The following is a 24,097-nucleotide window of genomic DNA, read 5'->3' on the forward strand; positions in this document are numbered from 1 at the left end:
GTGTCATGAGCGCATGGCTGCGAGACGAGACCCCGCTGAGCGCGGGCCATGGCGACACCGATGAGCGCCGGTCCGACATCTTCCGGCTGCTGCGGGACGAGGGGCGGCATCACACCGCACAGGTGACGTCCGACGGTGCCGACTGGCTGGCGTCCGCCGCGGCCTACCCGCGTTCCACGCTCGCCCTGTGGGAGGGGCGGCCGACGGCGCCCGCGGTGCTGCCCTGCGGCTCCGTCTTCGACGTGGTCAACGTCGAGTCGATCTTCGGGCGGCGAATGCTCGACCGGCTGTGGGAGGAGGGGCCGGGCTCAGGGCCGGTCGCCGTGCACCGTGGCCGGATGCTGCTCTTCGCGGCCCCCGGCACGGCCCAGCGTCTACCGTCCCTGCTCGGCTGGGAGGAATGGGGCGAGGCCGTCCCGCCGATGCTGTGCCACGGCGTGGGGGACGCCGTGACCGTCCCGCCCCTGACCCCGGGCGCGGCCGGGGGCGGGCCCCGCTGGGTGGTGGCCCCGGACACGCGGCATCCCTGGCTTCCCGGGCCCGAGGTCCTGCTGTGGGCCTGTGTGCGGGCGGCCAGAGAGGTTTCCGCCGGGGGTGTGCGGGTATCGATTTTTGCTCCGGCCGATCAGGGTGCTAATGTCTACGACGTCAGCAGGCGCCGCTAGCTCAGTTGGTTAGAGCAGCTGACTCTTAATCAGCGGGTCCGGGGTTCGAGTCCCTGGCGGCGCACAGACGGGAAAAGCCCCTCGCGAGAGCGAGGGGCTTTTTCGTTGCCTCACGGAGTCGTGACCTTCACCGTCCACGCGCCGGTACGTGTCCGGTCCGCCACCTCCACCCGCGTCCCCTCACCGGGCCCGTCCGGCACGGTGAAGGTCTCTCCCACCCGCAGCGGGGCGTCCGCCAGCGGCGGGTAGACGGAGCGGTCCCAGCACGCCTCGGTCGTCGGGTGGGTGTCCACCACCTCGACCGGTCCGCCGCCCGACGCCGCCTCCGTGCGGACGCGGTAGATCAGCACGCCCTCGGTACAGGTGCCGTCGTCGTTCCCGGAGGCGCCGCGGGCCTCGATGCCCAGAGCGCTGTTCTCGCCGGTCCTGACGACCGCCAGCCGGGTGCCGACGGACGTGCCCCGATCGGGCGCCGATCCCAGCGGCTCCAGGGTGAAGCGGCCGCCGCCCCCGCGCCGTACGCAGTGCACCTCCTGACCGGAGAGCCAGCCGAGCTTCCACTTGTGCCAGCCGAAGAGCTCCGGGGCCATCGCGAACTGGCTGCCCATGACGTCCCAGTCGCCGACGTGCGTGTCCCAGTCGCCCTTGCCGTCCATCGGCCGGTGGTAGAGATCCGGCAGGTCGAAAACGTGTCCGGTCTCGTGGGCCAGCACGTTGCGGTCGGGCGGATGCCGTTCGAAGACGGTGACGACCCGATGGATGGCCGCCCCGTCGGCGCGCAGCGGGGTCTCCAGGTTGACGACCTTCGTCGCGTCGGAGTCCACCCCCGGCGCGTCCGGGTCGGCGACCAGATAGACGATGTCGTAGCGCGAGAAGTCGACCAGCGGGTCGGCGGTGGCGATCGCGTCCCGCAGATACCGCGAGCGCCGGCCGGGGTCCCAGTCGCGCCGTATGGCGTACGCGGTGGACGCCTTGGGCATCTCCAGCCACTCGTGACGGATGTGCGGGCGCAGGGTGAACTTGCCGTACGACGCCTGCTGGAAGAACCGGCTGGTCCCCGGGAAGTAGTCGGCGGCGATCTCGGCGGTACCGGCCGGTGACCCGGAGTCCGGGAAGGACAGGAAGACCATGACCGCGTCCAGGTCGCGCACCGGACGGGGGTACTCGCTGTTCCAGCTGTCCAGACCGAGTGAATGGTGCGCTCCGGTGCGCGGGAGGGCGCACGGACCGGCCGTGGGCGCGGCCCCCGCCGGGCCGGCCACCAGGCCCGTCGCGGCGAGCGCGAGGAGCGAGAACAGGCCCGCGGCCGTGGAGCGCAGGCCCGGCCGTTCCACTCCCTCGGGTGTCTGCTGACCCTCCACGTCAACCTCCGGGTGCACGATGCGGGACGTCTCACCACCCTGTGACGTTTTCGGGTGATACGCCCTGTTCCGCTGCACCACTCGGGTGAGCCTCCGACGCGCCGTACCGGCGCTCCCAGTTCACGGACAGTCACAATCGTTCACACCAGGAACGGCCCAGGCCACACCCGCGCAGAAACGATCGTCCACCGGCGGAGGGTGGGGCTCCTCACAGCAACCCCACCCGTCTCACAAGGTGATGAAGCTGGAACGGCCGCCGCGAGGGGCTCTATGATCGGCACACTTTCCATGGCCGACCATCCCGACCACATCTGTGCGTCACAACTGCCCTGCGGGAGCGAGCGGTGAGCGGAACCTCCGAAGGACCGGGAACTGCGGCAGTCTCACCGCCGGCCACCGGCCCGGATGTGATTACCGAGCGTCACCATTCCGGTGCCACGGTCCACGGCCCGGCGTCCGACGCGCGATCCGAGCTGCGGGACTACCGAGCCGCCTTCAACGCCGCCCACCTCGCCATGGCCGTCGTCGACCCGGAGGGCATCGTCGTCACCGCCAACGACGCCCTCGCCGCGCTCCTCGGCACCGACCCCGCGTCCCTCCGGGAGCAGGCCGCCGCCGATCTGGTGGACCTCGCCTCCGACGGACGCACCTGGCACGCCTACCGCGAGGTGCTGCGCGGCCGCCGCGCCCGGTTCCGCTGCACACGCCGCCTCAAGCACCCCGACGGGCGGTCGCTGTGGGCGGAGGTCACCGTCGCCCCCGTACCGCACAGCCGCAGCGTGCTGCTGTCCATCGCGGACATCAGCGACCGCCGCGAGCTGCAGGCACGTCTGCGCCATCTGCAGATGCACGACCCGGTGACCCGGCTGCCCAACCGGATGCTCTTCTTCGAGCGTCTGACGTCGGCGCTGGAGAACTCCTCGTACGACGACGGCGGCACGGGCCGCATCGGGCTCTGCTACCTCGATCTGGACGGCTTCAAGGCGGTCAACGACACCCTGGGGCACCGGGTCGGCGACCGGCTGCTGGCCGCCGTCGCCGCCCGGCTCACCGAGTGCGCCGACAGCGACGGCTACACCCGAAGCGGCGGGCACCTGGTGGCGCGGCTGGGCGGCGACGAGTTCGCGATCCTGGTCGAGGACTCCACCGGCACGGAGCAGCTCGCCGATCTCGCCCGGTCCGTCCTCGCCGCCGTACAGCGGCCGTTCGACCTGGCCGGGCAGCGGCTGTCGGTCTCGGCCTCGATCGGTGTGGTCGAGCGGACCGCCGCCGGCACCACCGTGAACGGGCTGATGCAGGCCGCCGACACCACGCTGTACTGGGCGAAGGCCGACGGCAAGGCCCGCTGGACGCTCTTCGACCCCGAGCGCAACGCCCACCGGATGACCCGCCAGGCGCTCTCCTCGACGCTCCGGCCGGCGGTCGAGCGCGGCGAGTTCGCGCTGGAGTACCAGCCACTGGTCGAGATGGCGGACGGAGCCGTGCGGGGCGTGGAGGCCCTGGTCCGCTGGAACCACCCGCAGTTCGGCACATTGGCGCCGAATCGGTTCATCGGAATTGCGGAAGAAGACGGTTCGATCGTCCAGCTCGGGCGGTGGGTGCTGCGCACCGCGTGCCGGCAGGCCCGGCAGTGGCAGAAGGACCATCCGCACGAACGCCCGCTGTTCGTCAGCGTCAATGTGGCGGTGCGCCAGGTCTGGGACTCCGACCTGGTCGCGGACGTGGCGGAGATCCTGGCCGAGACCGGGCTCGCGCCGCATCTGCTCCAGCTGGAGCTGACCGAGTCGGCGGTGATGGGCTCGGCCGGGCGGCCCCTGCAGGCCCTCCAGGCACTCAGCGACATGGGTGTGCACATCGCCATCGACGACTTCGGCACCGGCTATTCGAACCTCGCCTATCTGAGCCGGCTGCCGGTGTCGGTGCTGAAGCTGGACGGCTCGTTCGTCCGCGGGTTCCAGGACGAGGAGCATCCCAACCCGGCGGACGAGGTGATCGTCGAGGCGCTGGTGCAGCTGGCGCACCGGCTCGGGCTGACCGTCACCGCCGAGTGCGTGGAGACGTCCGGACAGGCGGCGCGGCTGCGGCGGATCGGTTGCGACACGGGCCAGGGCTGGCTGTACTCGCGGGCGGTCGCGCCGGACCGTATCGCCGAGTTGATCGGCGTCAGCCCGCGGGCGGTGTGAGGGGCGGCGTGCCGTCGGCGGCCCGCGCGCTTCCGCCCGGTTCGCGCGCGGCGCGGCTCACCTCCACGGCGCTGCGGACGAAGTCGTGCGCGGCCTGCGGAACTTCCTCGTTCCGGGGCCAGACGACGCCGACCTGGCTGTGGCTCACGCCCCGCACCGGGCGGTAGGTCACATCGGGACGCTGGTAGAAGCGGGCCGTCGCCTCGGGCGTGAGACCGATGCCGAAGCCGTTCGCGATGGCGTTGAGCCACTCGTCCGGGTTGTTCGCCACGGCGCCGACGGTCACCGGGTGGCCGTCGCGCTCCTCAGTGGCCAGCCAGTAGTCCCGCCACCAGCCGGACGCCTCAGGGGTGGTGACGAACGGCTCGTCGAGCAGGTCCCGGAAGTCGATCTTCGTACAGCCGGCGAGCCGGTGGGTGACGGGGAGCGCGATCCAGCGGTCCTCGGTGAGGAGGACCTCGACGCCGAACGCCTCCTGGCCGGGGAACGGCAGACGCAGCAGCGCCACATCGGTCTCGCCGCTCGCCAGCCCGGCCGAGGGGTCGTCCCAGCCGGTCTGCACCATCCGGACCCGCCATCCGGGGCGGCGGCGGGCGAAGTCGGCGATGATCCGCTGGGTCAGCTCGTTGGCGGCGGAGGCGACGAAGCCGACGCGCAGGACGCGGTCCGCGCGGGACGCGGCGTTCTTGGCGGACAGCAGGGCGGCGTCCCAGGCGTCGAGGACGGCGGGGACGGTGGCGGCCAGCGCGCTACCGGCCTCGGTGAGGGCCATACCGCTGCGGGACCGTACGAAGAGCGCCACGCCCAGCTGGGCCTCCAGTTGTTTGATCTGCTTGGTGAGCGCGGGCTGCGAGATGAACAGGCGTTCCGCGGCGCGGGTGAGATGGCCCTCTTCGGCGACCGCGGTGAAGTAGCGCAACAGCCGGGTGTCGATGTCCATGCCGCAAGGTTATGGATTCAAGTATTGGACCGGAGCGGCCGTGCGGCAGGAAGCTCTCTTTCACAACGACCGGATCGCCGAAGAGAGTTGACGATGAGCGACCTCAACATCGAGTTGGTCAGGCGGTTCTGGGCCTGTTACGCCACGGGTGACCTGGCCGGGCTCCGGGACTCCGTCCTCGCGCCGGACGCGGTGTGGCACGTGCCCGGGAGGAATCCGCTCTCCGGCAGCCATCGGGGGGCCGAGGGGATCACGGCCTATCTGCGGGGGCTCGCCGTCGGCGACTTCACGGCGGAGGTCGGGTTCGCGGGGGCCGACGAGAACCATGTGGTGGAGGTCCATCACTGCGTCAGTCACCGCGGGGACGGTACGGACATCGCCATGGACTGGGTGGTGGTGTTCCTGATCGAGGACGACCGGATCACCGAGATCCGGCATTTCCCGGCCGAGCAGTCGGTCGTGGACGACTTCTTCAACGTGCTGGTGGGAACCGGCTGAGACGGGGGTGCCGGAACGGCGGAGGCGTGACGGGGCACGGCGCATGAGTGCCGCCCCCGCCCGGGAGTCGTCGCCGGGCGGGGGCGGTGGTCGTGCGGGGGGCCGGTGGCCGGGCGGAGGGGGCGGTGAGCGCACGGGGGGGGGTGTGCGGGCCCGCGGCCGGGCCCGGGGTCAGCAGGCGCCGAGGTCCTGCCAGACGCCCCACTCACCGGTCGTACCGGGCTCCTCGCCCTTCGTCCACCACTTGGCCTTCCAGGTGTGGCCCTTGTGGGAGACCTGGGTGCCGCCGGTGTACTCCGCGGTCGCCGACCAGGCCGTCGCCGCGCAGCCCGCCGGCGGGTCGGTGGGCGTCGGGCCGGTCGGGGTCGGAGTCGGGTCGGTGGGCGTCGGGTCCGTCGGGGTCGGGGTCGGGTCCGTCGGGGTGGGCGTCGGGTCCGGGGTCGTCGGGGAGGCGCCGACCGCGGTCACGATCTCGTTGAGCAGCGTGGTGTTCGCGTCCAGTCCGAGCAGCGAGTACATCATCGCGCCCGCGAGGCCGCGGCTGTGGGCGTAGTCGGCGCGGGCCTGGATCGCCCGCTTGTCGAGGCCGGTGAAGAACTCGCCGTCCTTGTAGAAGTAGGCCGCCTTGGCCTCGTCGTCCCAGAGGGTGGTGGCCGGGTTGTCGACGATGCCGCCGAGCTCCTTGTAGTGGGCGATACCGGCCTGCTGGCTCACCGGCCGGGCGGCGGAGGCACCGGTGGCGCTGCCCCCGAGGCCGTTCTTCGTCCCGGCCGGGACGCCCTTCCAGCCGCGGTAGTAGAACTCGTACCCGAGCGTCAGCTTGTTCGCGGGGAAGCCGCCCGCGATGCCGTAGGCGGGCTTGCCGTCGATCCAGGAGTCGATGGCGTTGTCGATCGAGTACTTCTCCGTGCCCGGCTTGACCGGGTCGGTCGGGTCGGACGCCGGTGAGTACAGCGGCGACTGGTGGTACGCGGGCCCGTCGCCGTCCCAGGCGCCGTGCATGTCGTACGTCATGATGTTCGCGTAGTCGAGGTACGCGCCGATCTTGTCCGTCTCGATGTGCGCGATCTTGTCCTGGCCCGCCGGGAGCGCCGCCGTCAGCAGGTACTTCTTGCCCCCGTGCGCGTCGCCGTACGCGTCGAGCTGCTTGCGGAACTCGGCGAGCAGCAGCGTGAAGTTCCGCTTGTCCTCGGGGCCGTAGTGGTTGCCGAGGTGGCCGTCGGGCGAGCCGGGGTACTCCCAGTCGATGTCGATGCCGTCGAAGATGCCGGCGGCGGTGCCGGGGCCGCCGAAGCCGCCCTCGGACGGCAGGTCGCCCTGGATGTACTGCTTGACGCAGGACGCCACGAACTTCTTGCGGCTCGCGTCCGTCTTGGCGGCGTCGTGGAAGTACTTGGAGTAGGTCCAGCCGCCCAGCGAGATGTTGATCCTCAGCTTGGGGTACTTCGCCTTCAGCTCCTTGAACTGGTTGAAGACGCCCGCGATCGGCTGGTCCCATTTGTCGGCGACGCCGTCCACGCTGTCGGCCGCCGAGAAGGACTTCTGGTAGTCGGCGTACGAGTCGCCCGCGCCGTCACCGGCGTTGGGGTTGGCGTCGTCACCGGCGGCCTTGTTCGCCTCGAAACAGGTGAGTTCGGTGGGGTGGATGTTGCCGAACGAGTAGTTGATGACGTCCAGCTTGCCGGCGATGCCCCGGGTGTCGAGGTGCTTGGGGTAGAACGCGTTGCCGTACACGCTCCACTGGTCGTAGTAGGCGATCTTCACGCCACCGGACGAGGGGGCGGCCTCGGCCGCCCGGGCGGTGCCGGGGCCGGCGAGGGCGGCCACCGCTCCGGCGGCGAGGGCCGCGCTGGTGAGCGCGGCGAGCAGGGGTTTGCGGGCGTGCACGGGGAGCCTCCGAGGGGGTGGTGCGCGCAATGGCGGTACGGGGGAGGAAAGTTGAAGAAGTGATAGCCGCCGGCGGAAGACCGAGTCAATGGTCTGAACCAAATGAGGACTAGACCAATTTGGTCGCGAATGCGCTCGTCGGAGGCGTGCCGCCCCATGACGGAACCGCCCGCCACCATGGGTGACGAGCGGTTTAAGACTGCCTTAGGGATCTTGTGCGAGCTTTCCCGAGAGCGGACCAGAGCCGCCCGGAATCCCGGTTCTAGGCCGGCGCCCCGGGCAGTCCGTAGGCGTCCGCGATCAGTTCGTAGCTGCGCAGCCGCGCCTCGGCGCCGTGCACGTTCGCCGTGATCATCAGTTCGTCCGCACCGGTGCGCTTCCACAGATCGTCCAGGCCGGCGCGGACCTCGTCCGGCGTGCCGTGCACGAGGTCGGCGAGCCAGCCGTTCACGAAGTCCCGCTCCGGCTCGCTGAAGTCGTACGCCTCCACCTCCTCCGGGCTCGGGATGAGCCCAGGGCGCCCGGTGCGCAGCCGGAGCATCGACAGCGCCCCGGTGAGCACCTGCCGGCGGGCCTCCTTCTCGTCGTCGGCGGCGAGTGCCCCGACACCGATCAGGGCGTACGGCTCGGACAGCACGGGCGACGGGCGGAAGGAGGCCCGGTACAGGTCGAGCGCCGGAACCGTGTTGCGCGCCGAGAAGTGGTGGGCGAACGCGAACGGCAGCCCCAGCGAACCGGCCAGCCGCGCGCTGAAGCCGGACGAGCCGAGAAGCCAGACGGGCGGCCGCGCGGAGGATCCCTGCACCGGGCCCGGCACGGCGTGGATCCGGGCATAGGGGTGCCCGTCCGGGAAGTCGTCGTCCAGGAAGCGGACGAGTTCGGCGAGCTGCTGCGGGAACTCGTCGGCCCCTTCGTTCAGCCGGTCCGTGCGCCGCAGGGCCGCGGCGGTGGCCCCGTCGGTGCCGGGCGCACGACCCAGCCCCAGGTCCACCCGGCCCGGCGCCATGGCCTCCAGCGTGCCGAACTGCTCGGCGATGACGAGTGGGGCGTGGTTGGGCAGCATGACGCCGCCCGAGCCGAGCCGGATGCGCCGGGTGTGGGCGGCCAGGTGGGCGAGGATCACGGCCGGCGAGGAGGACGCGACGCCCGGCATGGAGTGGTGCTCGGCCACCCAGTGGCGGTGGTAGCCGCGGCGCTCGGCCAGCCGGGCGAGCTCGACGCTCGTCCCGACGGCCTGGGCGGCGGTGCGTCCGCGACCGACGGTGACCAGGTCCAGCACGGACAGGGGCACGGGCGCGGTCCCGCCCGCCACTCCTCGAATCGCGTCGTCGCTCACCGGTTCTGACCCTCCTGCGCCGAAAACGTGTACGACATCCAGCAACAGGAGGGGCTCTCCGCTTTATTCCCGGGGCTCCGGCCGGGGGCGACCGGATCGCGCCCCCGGCGAGCCCGGGACCCGGTTCCTCCGCCTCACTCCTTGCGGGCGAACAGCGTCCCCAGTTCCGTGGACCACGCGCCCCGCCGCTCGGCCAGCCGCAGCCCCTCCCACACCGTCACCTGGTTCGCGGTGAGGACGGGCTTCCCGACCGCCTCCTCCAGCGCCGGCAGGTGCGCCACCGTGTGCAGCGCCGTGTCCGGCACCAGGACCGCCTGCGCCGCCGGGTCGTCGGCCGCCCGCACCAGCTCCAGCACCTGCTCCCGGCCCCATGTGCCGACCTCGGCCGCCGTGACGATCCCGCTCGCCCGGGCCGCGACCACCTCGATGCCGGCCGCCTCCAGGAAGCGGACGAACAGCTCCGTGACGTCCTGCGGATAGGTGGCGGCGACCGCGACCCGTGCCGCGCCCACCGCGCGCGCCGCGTGGGCGAAGGCGAAGGCGGTGCTCGACGCCGGAAGGCCGGCCGCCGCCGCGAGGGTCCGCACCTGCTCGTGGGCGCCCTCCCAGCCGTACACGAAGGCCCCGCTGGTGCAGGCCCACACCACCGATTCGGCGCCGGACAGCCGCAGCTCCTCCACCCCGGCCGCCAGCCGGTTCCCCGCGCCCATCTCCCGCAGCGCGTCGACCCGGTGCGCGTCCTCACCGATGTCGGTGTGGACGATCGGCAGGTTGAGCCCGCTGAGCAGGGTCTCGATGCGGGGGTAGTCGTCCTCTGCGGAGTGCCCCGGGTAGAGCAGTCCGACTGTCGTCATGTCACGCCCTCCTGTCCTTCCGGCTCGGCGGCCGCCGGCTCCCCGGCCCCGTCCAGCAGCAGCGCCTGGTACGGGCCGATCGCGCGGGCCCCGATCCGGCGCAGCGCCGCCCACATGGTGACCTGGTTGGCCGAGAGGACCGGCATCCTGAGTTCCGCCTCCAGCTGCGGGATCACGTCGTAGGTCGGCAGATTGGTGCAGCTGATGAAGAGCGCGTCCGCCGCGCCCACCACCGCCCGCCGCGCCATGTCCACCACGTCCCGGTACGGAACCTTCCAGATGTGCCTGGTCAGCCCCAGGAAGGCCCGCCCCGTGACGGCTGCCCCGGCTTGCTCCAGATAGTCCTCCAAGGCCCGCGTCACCGACTCCGTATAGGGGGTGACCAGGGCTATCCGGGTGATGCCCAGCTCCGCCAGCGCCTCCAGCAGCGCCCCGGACGTGGTCACGGAAGGCAGTTCGCCCGCCCGGGTCATGGCCGCGCACATGGCCCGCTCGCCGGCCACTCCCCCGACGAAGCTCCCGGAGGCGCAGGCATAGGCCACGACCTCCGGCTCGGACGCGGACAGCGCCCGGACGGCGTTCTCCAGGGTCTCGTGCTCACTGACCAGTCGGGCGAGGCCGAGGGACACCTCGACCGGCACATAGGGCGTGCGGGTCAGCCGCAGCGAGATCTCGTCGGGAACCCACCGCCACAACTCGCGGTCGAGTGCGAAGTCGAACGGCGCGACGACACCGACGCCGCGCTGCGGGCTCGGCCCGCCCAGGAAGGAAACGTCCATACGCCGGCCCCCAGCGTCACAGGCTCCCCAGCCTCTTGTTGACGAAGGTAGGTTCGGGTGCGAGCGTGGTCAATCCGCACATGTCAGGCCTCCCCGTGACCGTCCGGGATCGGGGGGTGCCCCGACCCGGAAACGGTTTCCCGTATGTCGCTGCCGACCCTGCTGGTCCTGCAGGCCGACCCGCCGCCCCGCCTCGGCCGGCTCATCGGACGGGCGGACGTGCGGTTCACCGACGAAGAGGCGCTGGCCCGCGAACTGCCCGCCGCCGACGCGCTGCTGGTGTGGGACTTCACCTCCGACGCGGTACGGGAGGCCTGGCCCGGCGACGGTCCCCGGCCACGCTGGGTCCACACCCCGAGCGCCGGGGTCGACCGGCTGCTCTGCCCCGAGCTGGTCGCCTCCGACACGGTGGTGACCAATGCCCGGGGCGTCTTCGAGGAGCCGATCGCCGAGTACGTGGCGGGGCTCGTGCTGGCCATGGCGAAGGACCTGCCGGGCACCCTGGAGCTGCAGCGCCGGCACGAGTGGCGGCACCGGGAGGGGCTGCGCGTCTCGGGCAGCCGGGCCGTGGTCGTGGGCTCGGGCCCGATCGGGCGGGCGATCGCCCGCACCCTGCGCGCGCTGGGCGTGGCGGTCGCCGTGGTCGGGCGCACCGCACGGGCCGGCGTCCACGCCCACGAGGACCTGGACCGGCTGCTGACCCGGGCGGACTGGGTGGTGTGCGCGGCGCCGCTGACCCCACAGACGCGCGGCATGTTCGACGCGCGGCGGTTCGGCCTGATGCAGCCGTCGGCCCGGTTCGTCAATGTGGGGCGCGGCCGGCTCGTCGTGGAGGAGGAGCTGGCCGAGGCGGTGGCGAAGCGCTGGATCGGAGGCGCGGCCCTGGACGTCTTCGAGCGGGAGCCGCTGCCGGACGACAGCCCGCTGTGGGACGTGCCCGGGCTGATCGTCTCGCCGCACATGAGCGGCGACACGGTCGGCTGGCGGGACCGGCTGGGCGAGCAGTTCGTGGAGATGTACGAGCTGTGGGCGGCGGGGCGACCGCTGCCGAACGTGGTCGACAAGAAACGTGGGTACGTCCCTATGCATGACTGAGCCCAGGAGCGAGCCGACGGACCTCATCGACCTGACCGCACGTCAACTGCTCGACGGCTACGCGCGGGGCGACTTCTCGCCCGTGGACGTGACGCGTGCCGTGCTGGACCGCGCCGCGGCCGTGCAGCCGCTCGTCAACGCCTTCACCCGGATCGACGCCGAGGCGGCGCTCGCGCAGGCGGAGGAGTCGGCCGGGCGCTGGCTGCGCGGGGAGCCGCGGGGGCTGCTCGAGGGTGTGCCGGTGACGGTCAAGGACGTCCTGCTCCAGGCCGGTGGGCCGACCCTGCGCGGTTCGAGGACCGTGCGCGCGGAGGGGCGCTGGGACGAGGACGCTCCGTCGGTGGCCCGGATGCGGGAGCACGGCGCGGTGTTCCTGGCCAAGACGACGACGCCGGAGTTCGGCTGGAAGGGCGTCACGGACTCGCCGCTGTCGGGCGTGACCGGCAATCCGTACGATCCGGCGCGGACGGCGGGCGGCTCCAGCGGAGGCAGCGCGGCGGCCGTGGCCCTGGGCGCGGGCCCGCTCTCGCTCGGCACGGACGGCGGTGGCTCGATCCGCATCCCGGCGTCCTTCTGCGGGATCTTCGGACTGAAGCCGACGTACGGGCGGGTGCCGATCTATCCGGCGAGCCCGTTCGGCACGCTGTCCCACACGGGCCCGATGACCCGCGACGCGGCGGACGCGGCGCTGCTGCTCGACGTGATCAGCGGCGAGGACTGGCGGGACTGGTCGCAGCTGGGCCCGGGCCGGCCGGTGCGCGAGGCGCTGACGGCGGGCGGGGACGGGGTGAAGGGGCTGCGCGTCGCCTACTCGGCGTCGTTCGGCGGGCAGGTGGCGGTGCGCCCGGAGGTGGCGTCCGCGGTCCGGGCGGCGGTGGAGCGGCTGGCCGGGCTCGGCGCGTACGTCGAGGAGGCCGATCCGGACATCGCCGATCCGGTGGAGGCGTTCCACACACTGTGGTTCAGCGGGGCGGCGCGGCTGACGCAGCACCTGGGACGGGAGCAGCGGGAGGTGCTCGACCCTGGGCTGCGGGAGATCAGCGAGCGGGGCGGGCGGTACAGCGCGCTGGAGTACCTGGCGGCGGTGGACACCCGGATGGCGCTGGGCCGCCGGATGGGCGGCTTCCACACCACCTACGACCTGCTCGTCACCCCGACACTGCCGCTGACGGCCTTCGAGGCGGGCGTGGAGGCGCCGCGCGGGATGTCGCGCTGGACGGCGTGGACCCCGTTCACGTACCCGTTCAATCTGACGCAGCAGCCGGCGGCGACCGTGCCGTGCGGCCTGGACCGGGACGGGTTGCCGGTCGGGCTGCAGCTGGTGGCCGCCCGGCACCGGGACGATCTGGTGCTGCGGGCGGCGCACGCGCTCTACGAGTCGGGGGTCGCCGGTGTTCCGGGGCCGGACGTCAGGAGGCCCGGCGGAAGCTGAGGGTCTCGCCGAGCGCTCCGGCGCGCCAGAGGTCCTGGCAGGCCTCGGCCATGCGGTCCAGGCCTTCGACGACCGTGCCCCACACGATGCCGGGAACCCAGCCGGTGTCGCCGTTGAGCAGCAGGTTGTTGCGTTCGTAGAAGAGGGCGAGGTCGACGACGGTGCGGTGGGCGATGTCCTTGTCGTAGCCGTGCGACGCCGTGCCGAGCTGGGTGTCCGTGAAGGTGAAATAGCACAGATCACCCGGAAGGGGAGTCACGGTCGGGTTTTCCAGCGGGGGTTCCCGCTCGGCGAAGGCCGGAAAGAGGGCGTAGATCTCGTTCCGGGCATACTTCGCGTGGTAGACATCGCCGCCGAGCGGCAGGGCTTCCCACACGGCGGCGCAGGTCAACGGCGCCCGGTCGTCCAGCAGTTTCGCGGTGCACCGCACCCCTCGCTTGTCCAGGGACACGGTCAGGTATCGGTCGGCCATCCCGTACGCATACCCCGGGTCGACCCGGGTAGCCGCGCGCCCATGGCTCGTACAGCTCGGCAGAGAAGCACAGGACCGATACGGCGGCGCACGCTGCTGCTCGGCACCGCGGGCGCGCTCGGCGCGTCGGCGGCCGCCGCCGGCTGCAGCCGGGTCGCCTCGGGCGACTCCCTCGACCGGCTCAGATCCCAGCGCACCGTCCGCCTCGGCATCGCCGGCGAAGTGCCCTACGGGTACGTCGACGAACGGGGCGAGTTCACCGGCGAGGCTCCCGAACTGGCCAAGGTGGTGTTCCAGCGGCTCGGCATCGACCGCGTCCAGCCCGTCGCCACCGACTTCGCCTCCCTCATCCCCGGCCTCAACTCCCAGCAGTTCGACGTCGTCTCGGCCGGGATGTACATCAACGAGGAGCGCTGCCGGCAGGTCATCTTCTCCGACCCCGAGTACCAGATGCTCGACTCCTTCATCGTCCGCAAGGGCAACCCCAAGAACCTCCGTTCGTACGAGGACGTCGTGCGCACCAAGGCCCGGTTCGCCACCGGCACCGGCTACGCGGAGATCGACTACGCGGTGGCGGCCGGGTACCCCGAGAAGGACATCGTCATTCTCCAGGACCAGGTGGCGGGGCTGAACGCCGTCGAGTCCGGCCGCGTCGACGTCTTCGCGGGCACCGCCCTGACCACCCGTGAGGTGGTGAGGAAGAGCACCAGGGCCGAGGCCACCGCGCCGTTCGCGGCGGTCGTCGACGGCAGGAAGAAGATCGACGGAGGGGGTTTCGCCTTCCGCCCCACCGACCACGAGCTGCGCGACGCCTTCAACACCGAGATACACAGGATGAAGAAGAGCGGCGAGCTCTTCCGCATCCTGCGCAGGTTCGGCTTCACCGAGTCGGAGATGACCACGCTGACCGCCGAGGAGCTGTGCCGATGACCGCCGGACTGTGGCAGAACTGGGTGCTGCCCGGCATCTGGATCACGATTCAGCTGCTCGCCGGCAGCGCCGCGCTCGGCGCGCTGGTCGCCTTCACCGTCGGCATGGCCCGCACGCACCGCTCGCGCCTCGTACGCTTCGTGGCCGCCGCCTACACGGAGATCTTCCGGGGTACGTCGGCGCTGATCCTGATGTTCTGGCTGTTCTTCGTCCTGCCGCCGCTGCTGGGCTGGCAGCTGGTGCCGATGTGGGCGGCGATCCTCGCGCTGGGCCTGTCGTACGGGGCGTACGGCGCCGAGATCGTGCGGGGCGCCCTGAACGCCGTGGCGCCCGCCCAGCGCGAGGCGGGTGTGGCGCTCAGCTTCACGCCCTGGCAGCGGATGCGGCTGATCCTGCTCCCGCAGGCGGTGCCGGAGATGCTGCCGTCCTTCTGCAACCTGCTCGTCGAACTGCTCAAGGGCACCGCCCTGGTGTCGCTGCTCGGCGTCGGCGACGTGTCCTTCGCCGCGTATCTGGTGCGGCTGGCGACCCAGGAGAGCGCGCAGATCTACTCCGTCGTCCTGGTGATCTACTTCGTGATCGCGTTCGTCATCACCCGTTCCATGAAGGCCCTCGAACGGAAGACCAAGGCCAACCTCGGGATGGTGACCAAGTGAACTGGGACTGGTCTGCGGTGGCGGACTTCATGCCGCGTTTCTGGGACGGGGTGCTCGTCACCCTGCAGGTGCTGGTGCTGGGCTCGCTGATCTCGTTCACCCTGGGACTGCTGTGGGCCGCGGGGCTGCGCGCCCGGGCCAGGGCCGTCCGCTGGCCGGTGAACGCGGTGACGGAGTTCATCCGCAACACCCCGCTGCTGGTGCAGCTGTTCTTCCTCTTCTTCGTCCTGCCGGAGTGGGGCGTGCAGTTCTCGGCTCTCACCACCGGCACGATCGCGATCGGGCTGCACTACTCCACGTACACCGCCCAGGTCTACAAGGCCGGCATCGACGCCGTACCGGCCGGACAGTGGGAGGCGGCCACCGCGCTGAGCCTGCCCGTCCACCGCACCTGGTTCGCGGTGATCCTGCCGCAGGCGCTGCGCCGGATCGCACCGGCGCTCGGCAACTACGTCATCGCGATGCTGAAGGACACGCCGCTGCTGGCCGGGATCAGCGTGCTGGAACTGCTCCAGCAGTCCCGACTGGAGAGCGCGGCGACCTTCCAGTACACCGAGCCGCTCACGGTGGTCGGCGTCGCGTTCATCCTCATCGCCTATCCGGCATCCCTGCTCGTCCGATCCCTGGAGCGCCGTCTTGTCCGCTGACCCGACCGACCTGATCACCTTCGAGAACGTCACCAAGCGCTTCGGCGAGAACACGGTCCTGGACGATCTGTGCTTCTCCGTGAAGCCCGGCAAGCACGTCACTCTGATCGGCCCGTCCGGCTCCGGGAAAACCACGATCCTGCGGCTGCTGATGACCCTGGAAAAGCCGGACGCCGGCACGATCAGCGTCAATGGCGGAAGACTCTTTCCGGCCGACGAGAAGCACCGGCGCGAAGTGCGCAAGAAGATCGGCATGGTTTTCCAGCAATTCAACCTCTTCCCCAATATGTCCGTGCTGCGCAATATCACCGAGGCGCCGGTGCGGGTCCTCGGGCTGGACAAGGACGAGGCCGACCGGCGCGCGAGGGAGCTGCTCGACCTGGTGGGGCTCGCCGACAAGTGCGACGCCCGGCCCTCGCAGCTCTCGGGCGGCCAGCAGCAGCGGGTGGCGATCGCCCGGGCGCTGGCCATGCGGCCTCAGGTGCTGCTGCTGGACGAGGTGACCTCGGCGCTGGACCCGGAGCTCGTGGCCGGGGTGCTGGATCTGCTGCGGTCCATCGCGAGCAGTACGGACATCACGATGCTGTGCGTCACGCACGAGATGAACTTCGCCAGGGACATCTCCGACGAGGTCCTGATGTTCGACTCCGGGCGGGTGATCGAGTCCGGCCCGCCGGAGAAAATCTTCTCCGAACCGGAGCACGAACGCACGCGCGACTTCCTCGGCGCAGTGCTCTGACCTCTCGCTCCATCGAGTAAGAGTGACGCTGGCATATGCCAGAGTGCTGCACCCCAGCGTATGCCGCTGGGGTGCGGCACCTTTCTTGTCAACAGGCTCACCGGAAACGGCTCTTGACGGCTATCGTGGTACGGAAGCTTGCGGTAACAACCTGGTAGGGGGAAACCGTGGCGCTGAAGCCCGAGCCGACCGCGCCGTTCCATTCGGTGCAATACGCCTTGCGCGTTCTCGAGACGATCTCCAGGCACGGCGGCGGGGTGACCGACGTCCAGATCGGGCGGGAGACCGGACTTCCGTCCCACCATCTGGCCCCCTTGCTCCTCATGCTGCGCCGCGAGGGATACGTGGAGCAGGTCGCCGACGGGGCGTACGCGGTCGGCGACTCACTCATCCTGCTGGGGTCCGGCGCCACCCGCCGGGAGGCCCTGGAGGCCAAGCTGCAGGAGACCCTCACCGATCTCCGTGACTCGGTCGGCGCCGCGGTCTACATCAGCCGGTACATCGACGGCGAGGTCAAGATCACCCAGGTGGCCGACGGGCCGCACGCGCCCAGCGTGAACGAGTGGGTCGACTTCAGATCCGCGGCCCACGCCAGCGCCGTCGGCAAGTGCCTGCTGACGCAGCTCGACCAGAACGGCCGGCGCGACCACCTCTCCCGCCACAAGATCGCCCGGCTCACCTCGCGGACGATCACCAGCGAGAAGGTGCTCTTCTCCAAGCTGGACAGCCAGCCGCCGACCGTGCCGGTGCTGGATCTCCAGGAGTACGCCGTGGGGACGGTCTGCGCGGCGGTGCCGCTGACGGCCGGGTCCGCCGTGGGCTGCCTGGCGCTGTCCCTGCCGATCGAGCACGCGCACCGGCTGCGCTCGGCCGCGGACGCGCTGAACCGCAGGGCCGCTCCGGTGGTGCTCTCGCTGGCGATCTGAGCGGGCACGGCCGGGGTCCGGGGCGGGTGGTCACGAGCACCCCTCGGGACCAGGTAGTATTACTTCTGTCAGCAGGCGCCGCTAGCTCAGTTGGTTAGAGCAGCTGACTCTTAATCAGCGGGTCCGGGGTTCGAGTCCCTGGCGGCGCACAGACGGAATGAGCCCCTCGCGGAAGCGGGGGGCTCATTCGTGTGCCCGGCCGGGGCTCACCGGCCGCGGGGTCAGGCGGCGTTTCTCGTGCCGTCCACCGCGGCCGAGCGGCCGAACGTGTCCACGGCCTGGTAGTAGGTCCAGGCGGTCGCGTCGCACGAGGTCTTCTTGGCCCCTGTGTACGCGGCGCAGACCCGCTTCAGGTCGGCGTGGAAGGCCGAATCCAGCCGCGCCTTGTTGGCGTCGAACGACCCGGCCGCCTTGTAGTTGCGGTAGCCGAAGTCGTGCCGGGCGCAGGCCGTCTGGAACGGGAAGCCGAACGGGTTGTCCGGCGAGGACGTGCAGTAGTCCGTGGACCAGTTGAAGCCGTACGCGCTCCAGGCGCCCTGGTCGGCCCGGGCGGCGGCCCAGGCGTTGTAGCTGGCGGCGCTGGTCTGGGTCCAGCCGCTCAGGACCCGCGGCTTGTCGGCCGGGGCGGCCGCGGCGGGGCCGGCCGTGATCAGAGCGGTGGGGAGGGCGAGGGCGGCGGCCACTAAGAGGTCTCGGGAGCGGCGCATGGACGGGTACCTCCGGTGGGGGGGTGGGGATCGACACCCCGGCCCGGCGGCCGGGGCGGGCCCACCCTCGCGGGCACCGCTATAAATCGCCTCTACGCCGGGCGGAACCCGGGAGTCAGGCGCGGAGGTAGGTGAGGACGGCCAGGACCCGACGGTGGGTGTCCTCGGCCGGGGGGAGGTTCAGCTTCCCCAGGATGTTGCCGATGTGCTTGCCGACGGCCGCCTCGGTGACCACGAGCCGGCGGGCGATCGCCCCGTTCGAGTGACCCTCCGCCACCAGGGCGAGCACCTCGCGTTCCCGGGGCGTCAGCGCCTCCAGCGGGTCGCGGTGGCGGCGCAGCAGCTGGCGGACGACTTCGGGGTCGACGACGGTGCCGCCGGCGGCGACCCGGGTCAGCGCGTCCAGGAATTCCTCGATCTGCCCGACCCGGTCCTTGAGCAGGTAGCCGACGCCGGTGCCGTCGCCCGAGTCGAGGAGCTGGGCGGCGTAGGCGCGCTGGACGTACTGGCTGAGGACGAGGACCGGGAGGGCGGGGCGCTCGGCACGCAGGGCGACGGCGGCGCGCAGGCCCTCGTCCTGGAAGCCGGGCGGCATCCGGACGTCGGTCACGACGATGTCCGGATCGTGCTCGGTGACGGCGTCGCGCAGTCCGTCCGCGTCGCCGACCGCGGCGGCGACCTCGTGCCCGAAGCGGCCGAGGAGCCCGATCAGCCCCTCGCGGAGCAGGACGCTGTCCTCGGCCAGGACTATTCGGAGGGCGCTCGGCACGGGATCTCCACTCGCAGCACGGTCGGCCCGCCCGTCGGGCTGATGATCGCCAGTGTGCCATCGAGGACGGCGATCCGGTCGGCCAGTCCGGTCAGACCGGATCCCGCGCCGGGATCCGCTCCGCCGCGGCCGTCGTCCCGCACCTCCATGAGGAGCCGGTCGCCGTCGTGGCGGGCGGTGAGCCGGGCCCGGGTGGCACCGCTGTGCTTGCCGACGTTGGCGAGCGCCTCGCAGACGGCGAAGTATCCGGCGCTCTCGACGGAGGTCTCCAGGCGCGGCAGGTCCACGTCGGTGTCCACGGGGACGGCGGAGCGGTCGGCCGCGTCGGCGAGGGCGGCTCCGAGCCCGTGGTCGGCCAGGACCTGCGGGTGGATGCCGTGGATCAGTTCGCGCAGCTCGTCGAGGACCTGGCCGGCCTGGTCGTGGGCCTTGGCCAGCTGGTCGGCGAGGGGGCCGGGCGGGGCGTCCAGCCGGGCCAGGCCGAGGGTCATGGTGAGGGCGACCAGCCGCTGCTGGGCCCCGTCGTGGAGATCGCGCTCGATACGGCGGCGCTCGGCCTCGAAGGCGTCGACGAGGCGGGCCCGTGAGCGGGTGACCTCGCCGATACGGTCCCGCAGCTCGGCGTCGCGGGGGGCGAGGAGTGCCCGGGTGACGGCGGCGCGGGCGCCGGCGAGCGCGCCGAGGGGGTGGAGCAGGACGGCGAGCAGGACGAGGCCGAGCAGAGCGGCCGCGAACGCCTCCGGGTAGGTGTGCACGAGAGGGCCCTTGGCCACCCTCGCCTCGTGTCCGTCGAGTGCCAGCTGCACGGGCGCCGCCGTCATCGCCAGCGGGCCGCCCACCAGGACGGCGAGGGTGAGCAGTTCGAGCGGCCAGAGGACGCAGCCGAGCAGCAGCGCGTAGGCGAGCTCCCGCCAGGTGGCCTGTTCCCGGGCCCGTACCCGCAGCCAGGCGACGAGCCCCGGCTCGTCGGGCACCCGGTGCGGGTCGGCGGCCGGCTCCGTGTCCACCAGCCGCAGCCGCCACCGCTCGACGCCGCCGAGCGCGACGCCGGTGAGCAGCAGCAGCGGCAGGCCGACGAGGAGGAGGGAGAAGGCGGCCAGCACGAGCAGCACGACGAGGACGAGCGCGCCGATGAGCGCGCCGCTCGCCAGGTACCCGGCCGACCGCCAGGGCCAGCCGCCGCGCAGGTAGTCGCTCCGGGTCAGGGCCTGCCAGGGGGTACGGGGATCCATGCGGGCCACGGTAGGCGCCGGGCTCACGGCGCGACCATGGTCCCTGCGGGCGTACGCCCGGTAGGCCTGGCCCTACCCCCGCGGCGGCCGGCCCGTCCTCAGAACTGCACGTCCGAGCAGGCGTAGAAGGCGTTCGCCGTGTCCGCGACGGTCCAGACGGCCAGGATGAGGTGCTTGCCGGTCTTGCCGCTCGGGATGGTGCCCTGGTGCGTGAGCGTGGCCGGCGGCTGCTGGCTGTTGTAGGGGACGGTCAGGAAGGGCTGGGCGTCCAGGGCCGCGCGGGTGAGTGGCTTGGTGCGGTCCCAGCCGTTCTTGGTGATGTAGTACCGGAAGTCGGTGGTGCGGTGCCGGGCGGTGAACTGCCAGCGGAAGGTGTAGCTCTGGCCTCCCGACACCCTGGTCGCCGGCCAGTTGCCGCCCCGCGGGTCGTCGAGCTGGGCGAACTGGCTGAGGCCGGCCGAGCATATCCGTCCGTCGGCGGGGCCGGCGGCCGGGAAGCCCTTGGGTCCCTCGACGGACTGCGGCTCCCACTGGATGCTGCCGCAATTGGTCACGGTGCCGTTGGCGCACAGCTTCTGACGGCTGATCGGGGAATCGGTGTAGCCGTGGCTGCTGGCGCTGCTGGTGGCCAGGAGGGAGGCCGCGGCGACGCCGAGGGCCACCACGGCCGCGCCCGTTCTGCGATTTCGCATGCTGGTGCTCCAGGGATACGTGGGGGAAGTTCCGTGAGCCGTGCTGCACGCGCGCGTGGTGGTGCGGTGATGCGGTCCTGCTGATTCCGGTCTAGACCAAGCTCCAATGTATTGAGGGCTCTTGGGCATGTCCAGACCAATCACGCACCTTCGACCGGACCAGAACGACCCGTGTAGAAGGCCACCGTCAGGTCCTTGACCAGCGACTTGCGGTCGTAGTCGTCCAGCTCGACCAGACCACGCGTGGTCAGCCGGTGGACCATGTCGTCCACCGCGTCCACCACGGAGCCGAGCACCATGTCGCGGTGCCGGGCGTCGATCGACGCGATCCGCCGCCGCTGCATCGCCGCCGCGATCTCCGGGGCGTACTCGATCCGCGTCGGCTGCGCGGAGAAGACGTCGATCCCCACGGGCGCGCACTCCGCCGACAGCGTCCGGGTCAGCGCCTCCCCCACCGCCTCCGCGTCCCGCAGGGTCATCGGCGCGTCGTCGTGGGCGGGGACGCCTCCGCCGTAGTCGGCGGGAGAGTCGGCCGGCAGCCGCGACATCACGCGCGCCATGGCCGCCTCCACCTGCTCGCGCAGGTACTGCTCGTGGTCGGCGACCCCGAGCGCGGCCCTGACGGTGTCCCTGATCCGCCACACCACCAGCACCACCACCCGCAGCGCGGTGCCGTTCGCGTCGACCGCGGGCAGCGGCTCGCTGCGCCAGTGCCGCAGCCGCACGTCGACGCGCCGGCGCAGCAGCAGCGGGCTGACCCACATCAGCCCGGTGCGGCGCACACTGCCCCGGTAGTCGCCGAACAGCGTGAGCACCCAGGCGTGGCCGACCCGCCCGCGTGCCAGACCGCCGAACGCGAACAGCACCGCGAGGACGCCCAGCGCCAGCAGCGCCCACAGCCCGAGCGCGATGCCGTGGTACGGGTGCGAGGGCAGCCGCAGCATGCGGGTCACCGGCTCGGGGACGGCCCCCACCCACCACACCAACGCGGCGCACCCGAGCAGCGCCGCGCATCCGGCAGCCACCCCGGCCCAGCCGGGCAGCGCCGCGCCGGGCCGTTCGACCAGCGCCGGGTCGCCGGGGGGCGCGGGGCGGCTCCGGACGGTGGGCCCGGTGCCGGACCCGGTGGCCGACCGGGTACCGGAGCGGGGCACGGTGGCGGTGGACGCGGCCGGCCGGGCCGCCGCCCGGTCGCGGACCGCCGTGCCGGGTGCGGCGGCCACCGTCCCCGCGGGCAGCTTTCCGGCGGGGACGGCTCCCGGGCTTCCGCTCGCCCCGGCCGCCGGCTCCTCCCCCTCGTCCCGGAACAGCAGGTGGACCGGGATCTGCCCGGTGGTCTCCGTGCCGATCACCGGGACACGCCGTCCCGCCGACCCGCCCTCCGGCGTCGCCGCGCTCATCGCTCGCTCCTTGTCGTCGCTCATCGGAACAGCCGCCGCCAGGTCTCGGGGCCCGGGTAGCCGTCGGCGGCGCCGCCCCGCCAGCCCTGCGCGCGCTGGAACGCCTGGACGCCCCGCCGGTCGGCCTCGGTCCAGCGGGGTCCGGGGCCGGTTCGGTAGTGCGCGCCGAAACCCTTCTTCACCAGTTGCCGGCCGAGCTTCTCGACGTGCTCGCTGGACCGGCCGGGCCGGAAGTGGCCGCGTCCCGGGTAGGCGGGGGCGGCTGCCGGTGCCCCGGTGACGGGCTTCCCGGTGGCGGGCCGGCCGGGCGATCCGGTGGCGGGCGCGGCCGGTGCGGGCGGGATGTCGCGGCCCTCGCCGTTCACCAGCAGGCGCCAGGTGTGGGGGCCGGGCCGCCCGTCCGCTTCGGCGCCCTTCCAGCCCTGCGCCCGCTGGTACGCACGGGTGGCGAGCCGGTCGGCGTCCGTCCAGCGGGGTCCGGGTCCGATCCGGTAGAAGCGCTTGCCGCCGCGGTCCACGAGCATCCGGCCGAGCCGGGTGACGTGCGCGTTGTTCGCGCCGGGCCCGAAGGACGCGGCGCCGGGGTAGGCGGGCGATCCGGGCGCGCCGGCGGCCGGGACGGTGGCGCCGAGCCCCTTGTAGCGGTAGGCGAGGTAGCGGTCGGAGTTGTCCCAGTACCCCATGGGGGTCGCCAGACGGCGGGCGTGCGGCTTGGTCTGCTCGTAGGCGATGTAGTGGGTGCGCGTGTGGTCGGTCCAGCCGCCGAAGAGCGTGACGTGCGAGCCCTTGGTCGGGTTGTCCGGGTTGTGGAAGAGCAGCATGTCGCCGGGCTGCAGTTCGCTGCGGCTGATCCTGGTGGCGAACCGGGCGAGGCTGCCGGTCCACTCGTTGCCGGCCAGGCTCCAGGCCATGGAGACGAATCCGGAGCAGTCCTGCCGGTAGCCGTCGGCCCAGTACTTCTCCATCGAGTAGGGCACCTTCGCGGACACCCAGAGTCTGGCCCGGTTGATGATGCCGACCCGGGTGGACTTCACCGGCTTCTGCGGCGCGGGCACGTGCCCGGCCGAGGGGCCCGCGTGCGGCCGGCCGTGCAGCGGCCCCTTGCTGCCCTGCGGCGTGGCGGTGTCCGGCCCGTCCGTGTCGGCGGCCCGGGGCCCGGCGCGGCCCGCGGCCCCCGCGGCGCCCGGCGAGCCGGCGGGCGCGGTCGCCGCGACGGGTGTGCCGGAGCCGCCGAGGGCCACCCCCGCGGCGGCGAACAGGACCAGGGCGCGACGGGCGCCGTGGGCGGCGGGGTGGCCGCCCTCGCGCACGGCGAGCCCGTGGGCGAGTTCGCGGCGCTGCCGGGCGCAGCCGGCGCAGGGACAGTCGGGGGCGGGCTCGTACTCCTCGAAGACCAGGGCGGCTGCCATGCGCTCCCCTCCACACTCATCAAGATCGTCAGTCCTGTACGGGCGCCAGTGTCTCAACCGTCCCGACATGTCGCATTTTGACGGCCGAACGGGAAAAACTGACCATCCGACAGGCCGGACGCCACCACAAAGGTCGCCGCGATGGTCATGGGCACCCCCGGACGTCGGGTAGAGTTATGCAGGTCAGCAGGCGCCGCTAGCTCAGTTGGTTAGAGCAGCTGACTCTTAATCAGCGGGTCCGGGGTTCGAGTCCCTGGCGGCGCACGCAAGGCCGAGGCCCTCTCACGCGAGTGAGGGGGCCTCGGTCGTACCCATGGACCTCAGGGGGGCCGGACCGGAGGGCTCCTCCACAGGTCCGCCACAGAGGCCACCCAAATCGTACGTAACCCCGGTAAACAGCCTGTTTCACCCTTGCGATCATGACGTGGGTCGTAGACCCTATCCTGGAGCCAATGCCCCCAATGGGGCGCGAGCTCCATGCAGTTGGG

General features: G+C 72.0%; 23 protein-coding genes and 3 tRNA genes. 13 read left to right on the top strand and 13 right to left on the bottom strand.

All coding sequences use genetic code 11. The features are described 5' to 3' along the window. Window positions 1-5 precede the first annotated feature (5 nt). Both ACY34K_RS14600 and ACY34K_RS14605 read left to right on the top strand, forming a co-directional pair. Complete coding sequence (locus ACY34K_RS14600; protein WP_462746904.1) at window positions 6-665, top strand: bifunctional DNA primase/polymerase; 660 nt, start codon at window positions 6-8, stop codon at window positions 663-665. Next, a tRNA-Lys gene (locus ACY34K_RS14605) sits at window positions 656-729 on the top strand. Before ACY34K_RS14600 ends, ACY34K_RS14605 begins: the two co-directional genes overlap by 10 nt. Before the next feature lie 46 nt (window positions 730-775). On the opposite strand, the gene ACY34K_RS14610 is transcribed toward ACY34K_RS14605, so the two are convergent. Further along, on the bottom strand, window positions 776-2,026 hold the full coding sequence (locus tag ACY34K_RS14610; protein WP_462746906.1) for a M6 family metalloprotease domain-containing protein: 1,251 nt from the start codon (window positions 2,024-2,026) through the stop codon (window positions 776-778). Window positions 2,027-2,370: 344 nt separating this feature from the next. On the opposite strand from ACY34K_RS14610, the gene ACY34K_RS14615 reads away from it, so the two are divergent. Further along, window positions 2,371-4,209 carry a putative bifunctional diguanylate cyclase/phosphodiesterase gene (locus ACY34K_RS14615; RefSeq protein ID WP_462746909.1) on the top strand — a complete coding sequence of 613 codons (1,839 nt, stop codon included), beginning with the start codon at window positions 2,371-2,373 and terminating at the stop codon, window positions 4,207-4,209. On the opposite strand, the gene ACY34K_RS14620 is transcribed toward ACY34K_RS14615, so the two are convergent. Further along, on the bottom strand, window positions 4,190-5,149 hold the full coding sequence (locus ACY34K_RS14620) for a LysR family transcriptional regulator (protein WP_462746912.1): 960 nt from the start codon (window positions 5,147-5,149) through the stop codon (window positions 4,190-4,192). The genes ACY34K_RS14615 and ACY34K_RS14620 overlap by 20 nt on opposite strands. A gap of 93 nt (window positions 5,150-5,242) precedes the next feature. Here ACY34K_RS14620 and ACY34K_RS14625 point away from each other — a divergent pair, with 93 nt between their 5' ends. After that, the gene (locus ACY34K_RS14625; RefSeq protein WP_462746914.1) at window positions 5,243-5,647 is read left to right on the top strand and encodes a nuclear transport factor 2 family protein; all 405 of its coding nucleotides are present in this window, start codon (window positions 5,243-5,245) and stop codon (window positions 5,645-5,647) included. Window positions 5,648-5,818: 171 nt separating this feature from the next. Here the strand turns inward: ACY34K_RS14625 and ACY34K_RS14630 are convergent, their stop codons facing one another. The 4 genes from ACY34K_RS14630 to ACY34K_RS14645 form a co-directional block, all read right to left on the bottom strand. After that, window positions 5,819-7,534 carry a glycosyl hydrolase family 18 protein gene (locus ACY34K_RS14630; protein WP_462746917.1) on the bottom strand — a complete coding sequence of 572 codons (1,716 nt, stop codon included), beginning with the start codon at window positions 7,532-7,534 and terminating at the stop codon, window positions 5,819-5,821. A gap of 262 nt (window positions 7,535-7,796) precedes the next feature. Continuing rightward, entirely contained in the window at window positions 7,797-8,870 is a 1,074-nt protein-coding gene (locus tag ACY34K_RS14635) for an LLM class flavin-dependent oxidoreductase (RefSeq protein WP_462746919.1), read from the bottom strand. A 134-nt stretch (window positions 8,871-9,004) separates the two neighbouring features. Beyond that, window positions 9,005-9,724, bottom strand: coding sequence for a maleate cis-trans isomerase family protein (locus ACY34K_RS14640; protein ID WP_462746920.1), 720 nt, complete (start codon window positions 9,722-9,724; stop codon window positions 9,005-9,007). After that, window positions 9,721-10,503, bottom strand: coding sequence for a maleate cis-trans isomerase family protein (locus tag ACY34K_RS14645; RefSeq protein ID WP_462746923.1), 783 nt, complete (start codon window positions 10,501-10,503; stop codon window positions 9,721-9,723). The genes ACY34K_RS14640 and ACY34K_RS14645 overlap by 4 nt, the downstream gene beginning before the upstream one ends. Before the next feature lie 144 nt (window positions 10,504-10,647). On the opposite strand from ACY34K_RS14645, the gene ACY34K_RS14650 reads away from it, so the two are divergent. Next, on the top strand, window positions 10,648-11,598 hold the full coding sequence (locus ACY34K_RS14650; RefSeq protein ID WP_462746924.1) for a D-2-hydroxyacid dehydrogenase: 951 nt from the start codon (window positions 10,648-10,650) through the stop codon (window positions 11,596-11,598). Further along, a complete protein-coding gene (locus ACY34K_RS14655) occupies window positions 11,591-13,030 on the top strand; it encodes an amidase (protein ID WP_462746925.1) in 1,440 nt (479 codons plus the stop codon). Before ACY34K_RS14650 ends, ACY34K_RS14655 begins: the two co-directional genes overlap by 8 nt. On the opposite strand, the gene ACY34K_RS14660 is transcribed toward ACY34K_RS14655, so the two are convergent. After that, complete coding sequence (locus ACY34K_RS14660; protein WP_462746926.1) at window positions 13,008-13,502, bottom strand: DUF3830 family protein; 495 nt, start codon at window positions 13,500-13,502, stop codon at window positions 13,008-13,010. The two genes, ACY34K_RS14655 and ACY34K_RS14660, sit on opposite strands and share 23 nt — an antisense overlap. A 42-nt stretch (window positions 13,503-13,544) precedes the next feature. Here ACY34K_RS14660 and ehuB point away from each other — a divergent pair, with 42 nt between their 5' ends. From ehuB to ACY34K_RS14690, 6 genes are all read left to right on the top strand, one after another. Further along, a complete protein-coding gene (gene ehuB / locus ACY34K_RS14665; protein ID WP_462746929.1) occupies window positions 13,545-14,432 on the top strand; it encodes an ectoine/hydroxyectoine ABC transporter substrate-binding protein EhuB in 888 nt (295 codons plus the stop codon). Next, window positions 14,429-15,088, top strand: coding sequence for an ectoine/hydroxyectoine ABC transporter permease subunit EhuC (gene ehuC / locus ACY34K_RS14670; protein WP_462746932.1), 660 nt, complete (start codon window positions 14,429-14,431; stop codon window positions 15,086-15,088). Before ehuB ends, ehuC begins: the two co-directional genes overlap by 4 nt. Then, window positions 15,085-15,735 (top strand): ectoine/hydroxyectoine ABC transporter permease subunit EhuD, encoded by a 651-nt coding sequence (gene ehuD, locus ACY34K_RS14675; RefSeq protein ID WP_462746935.1) that lies wholly within the window; start codon window positions 15,085-15,087, stop codon window positions 15,733-15,735. Before ehuC ends, ehuD begins: the two co-directional genes overlap by 4 nt. Continuing rightward, complete coding sequence (ehuA, locus tag ACY34K_RS14680; RefSeq protein ID WP_462746936.1) at window positions 15,725-16,474, top strand: ectoine/hydroxyectoine ABC transporter ATP-binding protein EhuA; 750 nt, start codon at window positions 15,725-15,727, stop codon at window positions 16,472-16,474. Before ehuD ends, ehuA begins: the two co-directional genes overlap by 11 nt. A 167-nt stretch (window positions 16,475-16,641) precedes the next feature. Then, window positions 16,642-17,400 carry an IclR family transcriptional regulator gene (locus ACY34K_RS14685; protein WP_462746939.1) on the top strand — a complete coding sequence of 253 codons (759 nt, stop codon included), beginning with the start codon at window positions 16,642-16,644 and terminating at the stop codon, window positions 17,398-17,400. A 75-nt stretch (window positions 17,401-17,475) separates the two neighbouring features. Continuing rightward, a tRNA-Lys gene (locus tag ACY34K_RS14690) sits at window positions 17,476-17,549 on the top strand. Window positions 17,550-17,621: 72 nt separating this feature from the next. On the opposite strand, the gene ACY34K_RS14695 is transcribed toward ACY34K_RS14690, so the two are convergent. From ACY34K_RS14695 to ACY34K_RS14720, 6 genes are all read right to left on the bottom strand, one after another. Beyond that, on the bottom strand, window positions 17,622-18,107 hold the full coding sequence (locus ACY34K_RS14695) for a phospholipase (RefSeq protein ID WP_462746941.1): 486 nt from the start codon (window positions 18,105-18,107) through the stop codon (window positions 17,622-17,624). A 115-nt stretch (window positions 18,108-18,222) separates the two neighbouring features. Continuing rightward, on the bottom strand, window positions 18,223-18,876 hold the full coding sequence (locus ACY34K_RS14700; protein WP_462746943.1) for a response regulator: 654 nt from the start codon (window positions 18,874-18,876) through the stop codon (window positions 18,223-18,225). Beyond that, window positions 18,855-20,108, bottom strand: a complete 1,254-nt coding sequence (locus ACY34K_RS14705; protein WP_462746946.1) for a sensor histidine kinase — start codon at window positions 20,106-20,108, stop codon at window positions 18,855-18,857. The genes ACY34K_RS14700 and ACY34K_RS14705 overlap by 22 nt, the downstream gene beginning before the upstream one ends. Window positions 20,109-20,206: 98 nt before the next feature. Further along, window positions 20,207-20,800 carry a lytic polysaccharide monooxygenase auxiliary activity family 9 protein gene (locus ACY34K_RS14710; protein ID WP_462746947.1) on the bottom strand — a complete coding sequence of 198 codons (594 nt, stop codon included), beginning with the start codon at window positions 20,798-20,800 and terminating at the stop codon, window positions 20,207-20,209. Window positions 20,801-20,940: 140 nt separating this feature from the next. Continuing rightward, a complete protein-coding gene (locus ACY34K_RS14715) occupies window positions 20,941-22,200 on the bottom strand; it encodes an SPFH domain-containing protein (RefSeq protein WP_462746948.1) in 1,260 nt (419 codons plus the stop codon). Window positions 22,201-22,220: 20 nt separating this feature from the next. Further along, window positions 22,221-23,609 (bottom strand): peptidoglycan-binding protein, encoded by a 1,389-nt coding sequence (locus ACY34K_RS14720; RefSeq protein ID WP_462746951.1) that lies wholly within the window; start codon window positions 23,607-23,609, stop codon window positions 22,221-22,223. A gap of 190 nt (window positions 23,610-23,799) precedes the next feature. Between ACY34K_RS14720 and ACY34K_RS14725 the strand changes: the two genes are divergently transcribed. Continuing rightward, window positions 23,800-23,873, top strand: a tRNA-Lys gene (locus tag ACY34K_RS14725). Window positions 23,874-24,097 lie beyond the last annotated feature (224 nt).

Source organism: Streptomyces sp. STAM6 (assembly GCF_054963715.1).

Bases quoted from the DNA above. Each gene is read 5' to 3' on its own strand.
- ACY34K_RS14620 (WP_462746912.1), bottom strand. From the start codon at position 5,149: ATGGACATCGACACCCGGCTGTTGCGCTACTTCACCGCGGTCGCCGAA.
- ACY34K_RS14655 (WP_462746925.1), top strand. From the start codon at position 11,591: ATGACTGAGCCCAGGAGCGAGCCGACGGACCTCATCGACCTGACCGCA.
- ehuC (WP_462746932.1), top strand. From the start codon at position 14,429: ATGACCGCCGGACTGTGGCAGAACTGGGTGCTGCCCGGCATCTGGATC.
- ACY34K_RS14705 (WP_462746946.1), bottom strand. From the start codon at position 20,108: ATGGATCCCCGTACCCCCTGGCAGGCCCTGACCCGGAGCGACTACCTG.
- ACY34K_RS14720 (WP_462746951.1), bottom strand. From the start codon at position 23,609: ATGGCAGCCGCCCTGGTCTTCGAGGAGTACGAGCCCGCCCCCGACTGT.
- ehuB (WP_462746929.1), top strand. From the start codon at position 13,545: ATGGCTCGTACAGCTCGGCAGAGAAGCACAGGACCGATACGGCGGCGC.
- ACY34K_RS14600 (WP_462746904.1), top strand. From the start codon at position 6: ATGAGCGCATGGCTGCGAGACGAGACCCCGCTGAGCGCGGGCCATGGC.
- ACY34K_RS14695 (WP_462746941.1), bottom strand. From the start codon at position 18,107: ATGCGCCGCTCCCGAGACCTCTTAGTGGCCGCCGCCCTCGCCCTCCCC.
- ACY34K_RS14710 (WP_462746947.1), bottom strand. From the start codon at position 20,800: ATGCGAAATCGCAGAACGGGCGCGGCCGTGGTGGCCCTCGGCGTCGCC.
- ACY34K_RS14715 (WP_462746948.1), bottom strand. From the start codon at position 22,200: ATGAGCGCGGCGACGCCGGAGGGCGGGTCGGCGGGACGGCGTGTCCCG.
- ACY34K_RS14650 (WP_462746924.1), top strand. From the start codon at position 10,648: ATGTCGCTGCCGACCCTGCTGGTCCTGCAGGCCGACCCGCCGCCCCGC.
- ACY34K_RS14625 (WP_462746914.1), top strand. From the start codon at position 5,243: ATGAGCGACCTCAACATCGAGTTGGTCAGGCGGTTCTGGGCCTGTTAC.
- ACY34K_RS14660 (WP_462746926.1), bottom strand. From the start codon at position 13,502: ATGGCCGACCGATACCTGACCGTGTCCCTGGACAAGCGAGGGGTGCGG.
- ACY34K_RS14645 (WP_462746923.1), bottom strand. From the start codon at position 10,503: ATGGACGTTTCCTTCCTGGGCGGGCCGAGCCCGCAGCGCGGCGTCGGT.
- ACY34K_RS14640 (WP_462746920.1), bottom strand. From the start codon at position 9,724: ATGACGACAGTCGGACTGCTCTACCCGGGGCACTCCGCAGAGGACGAC.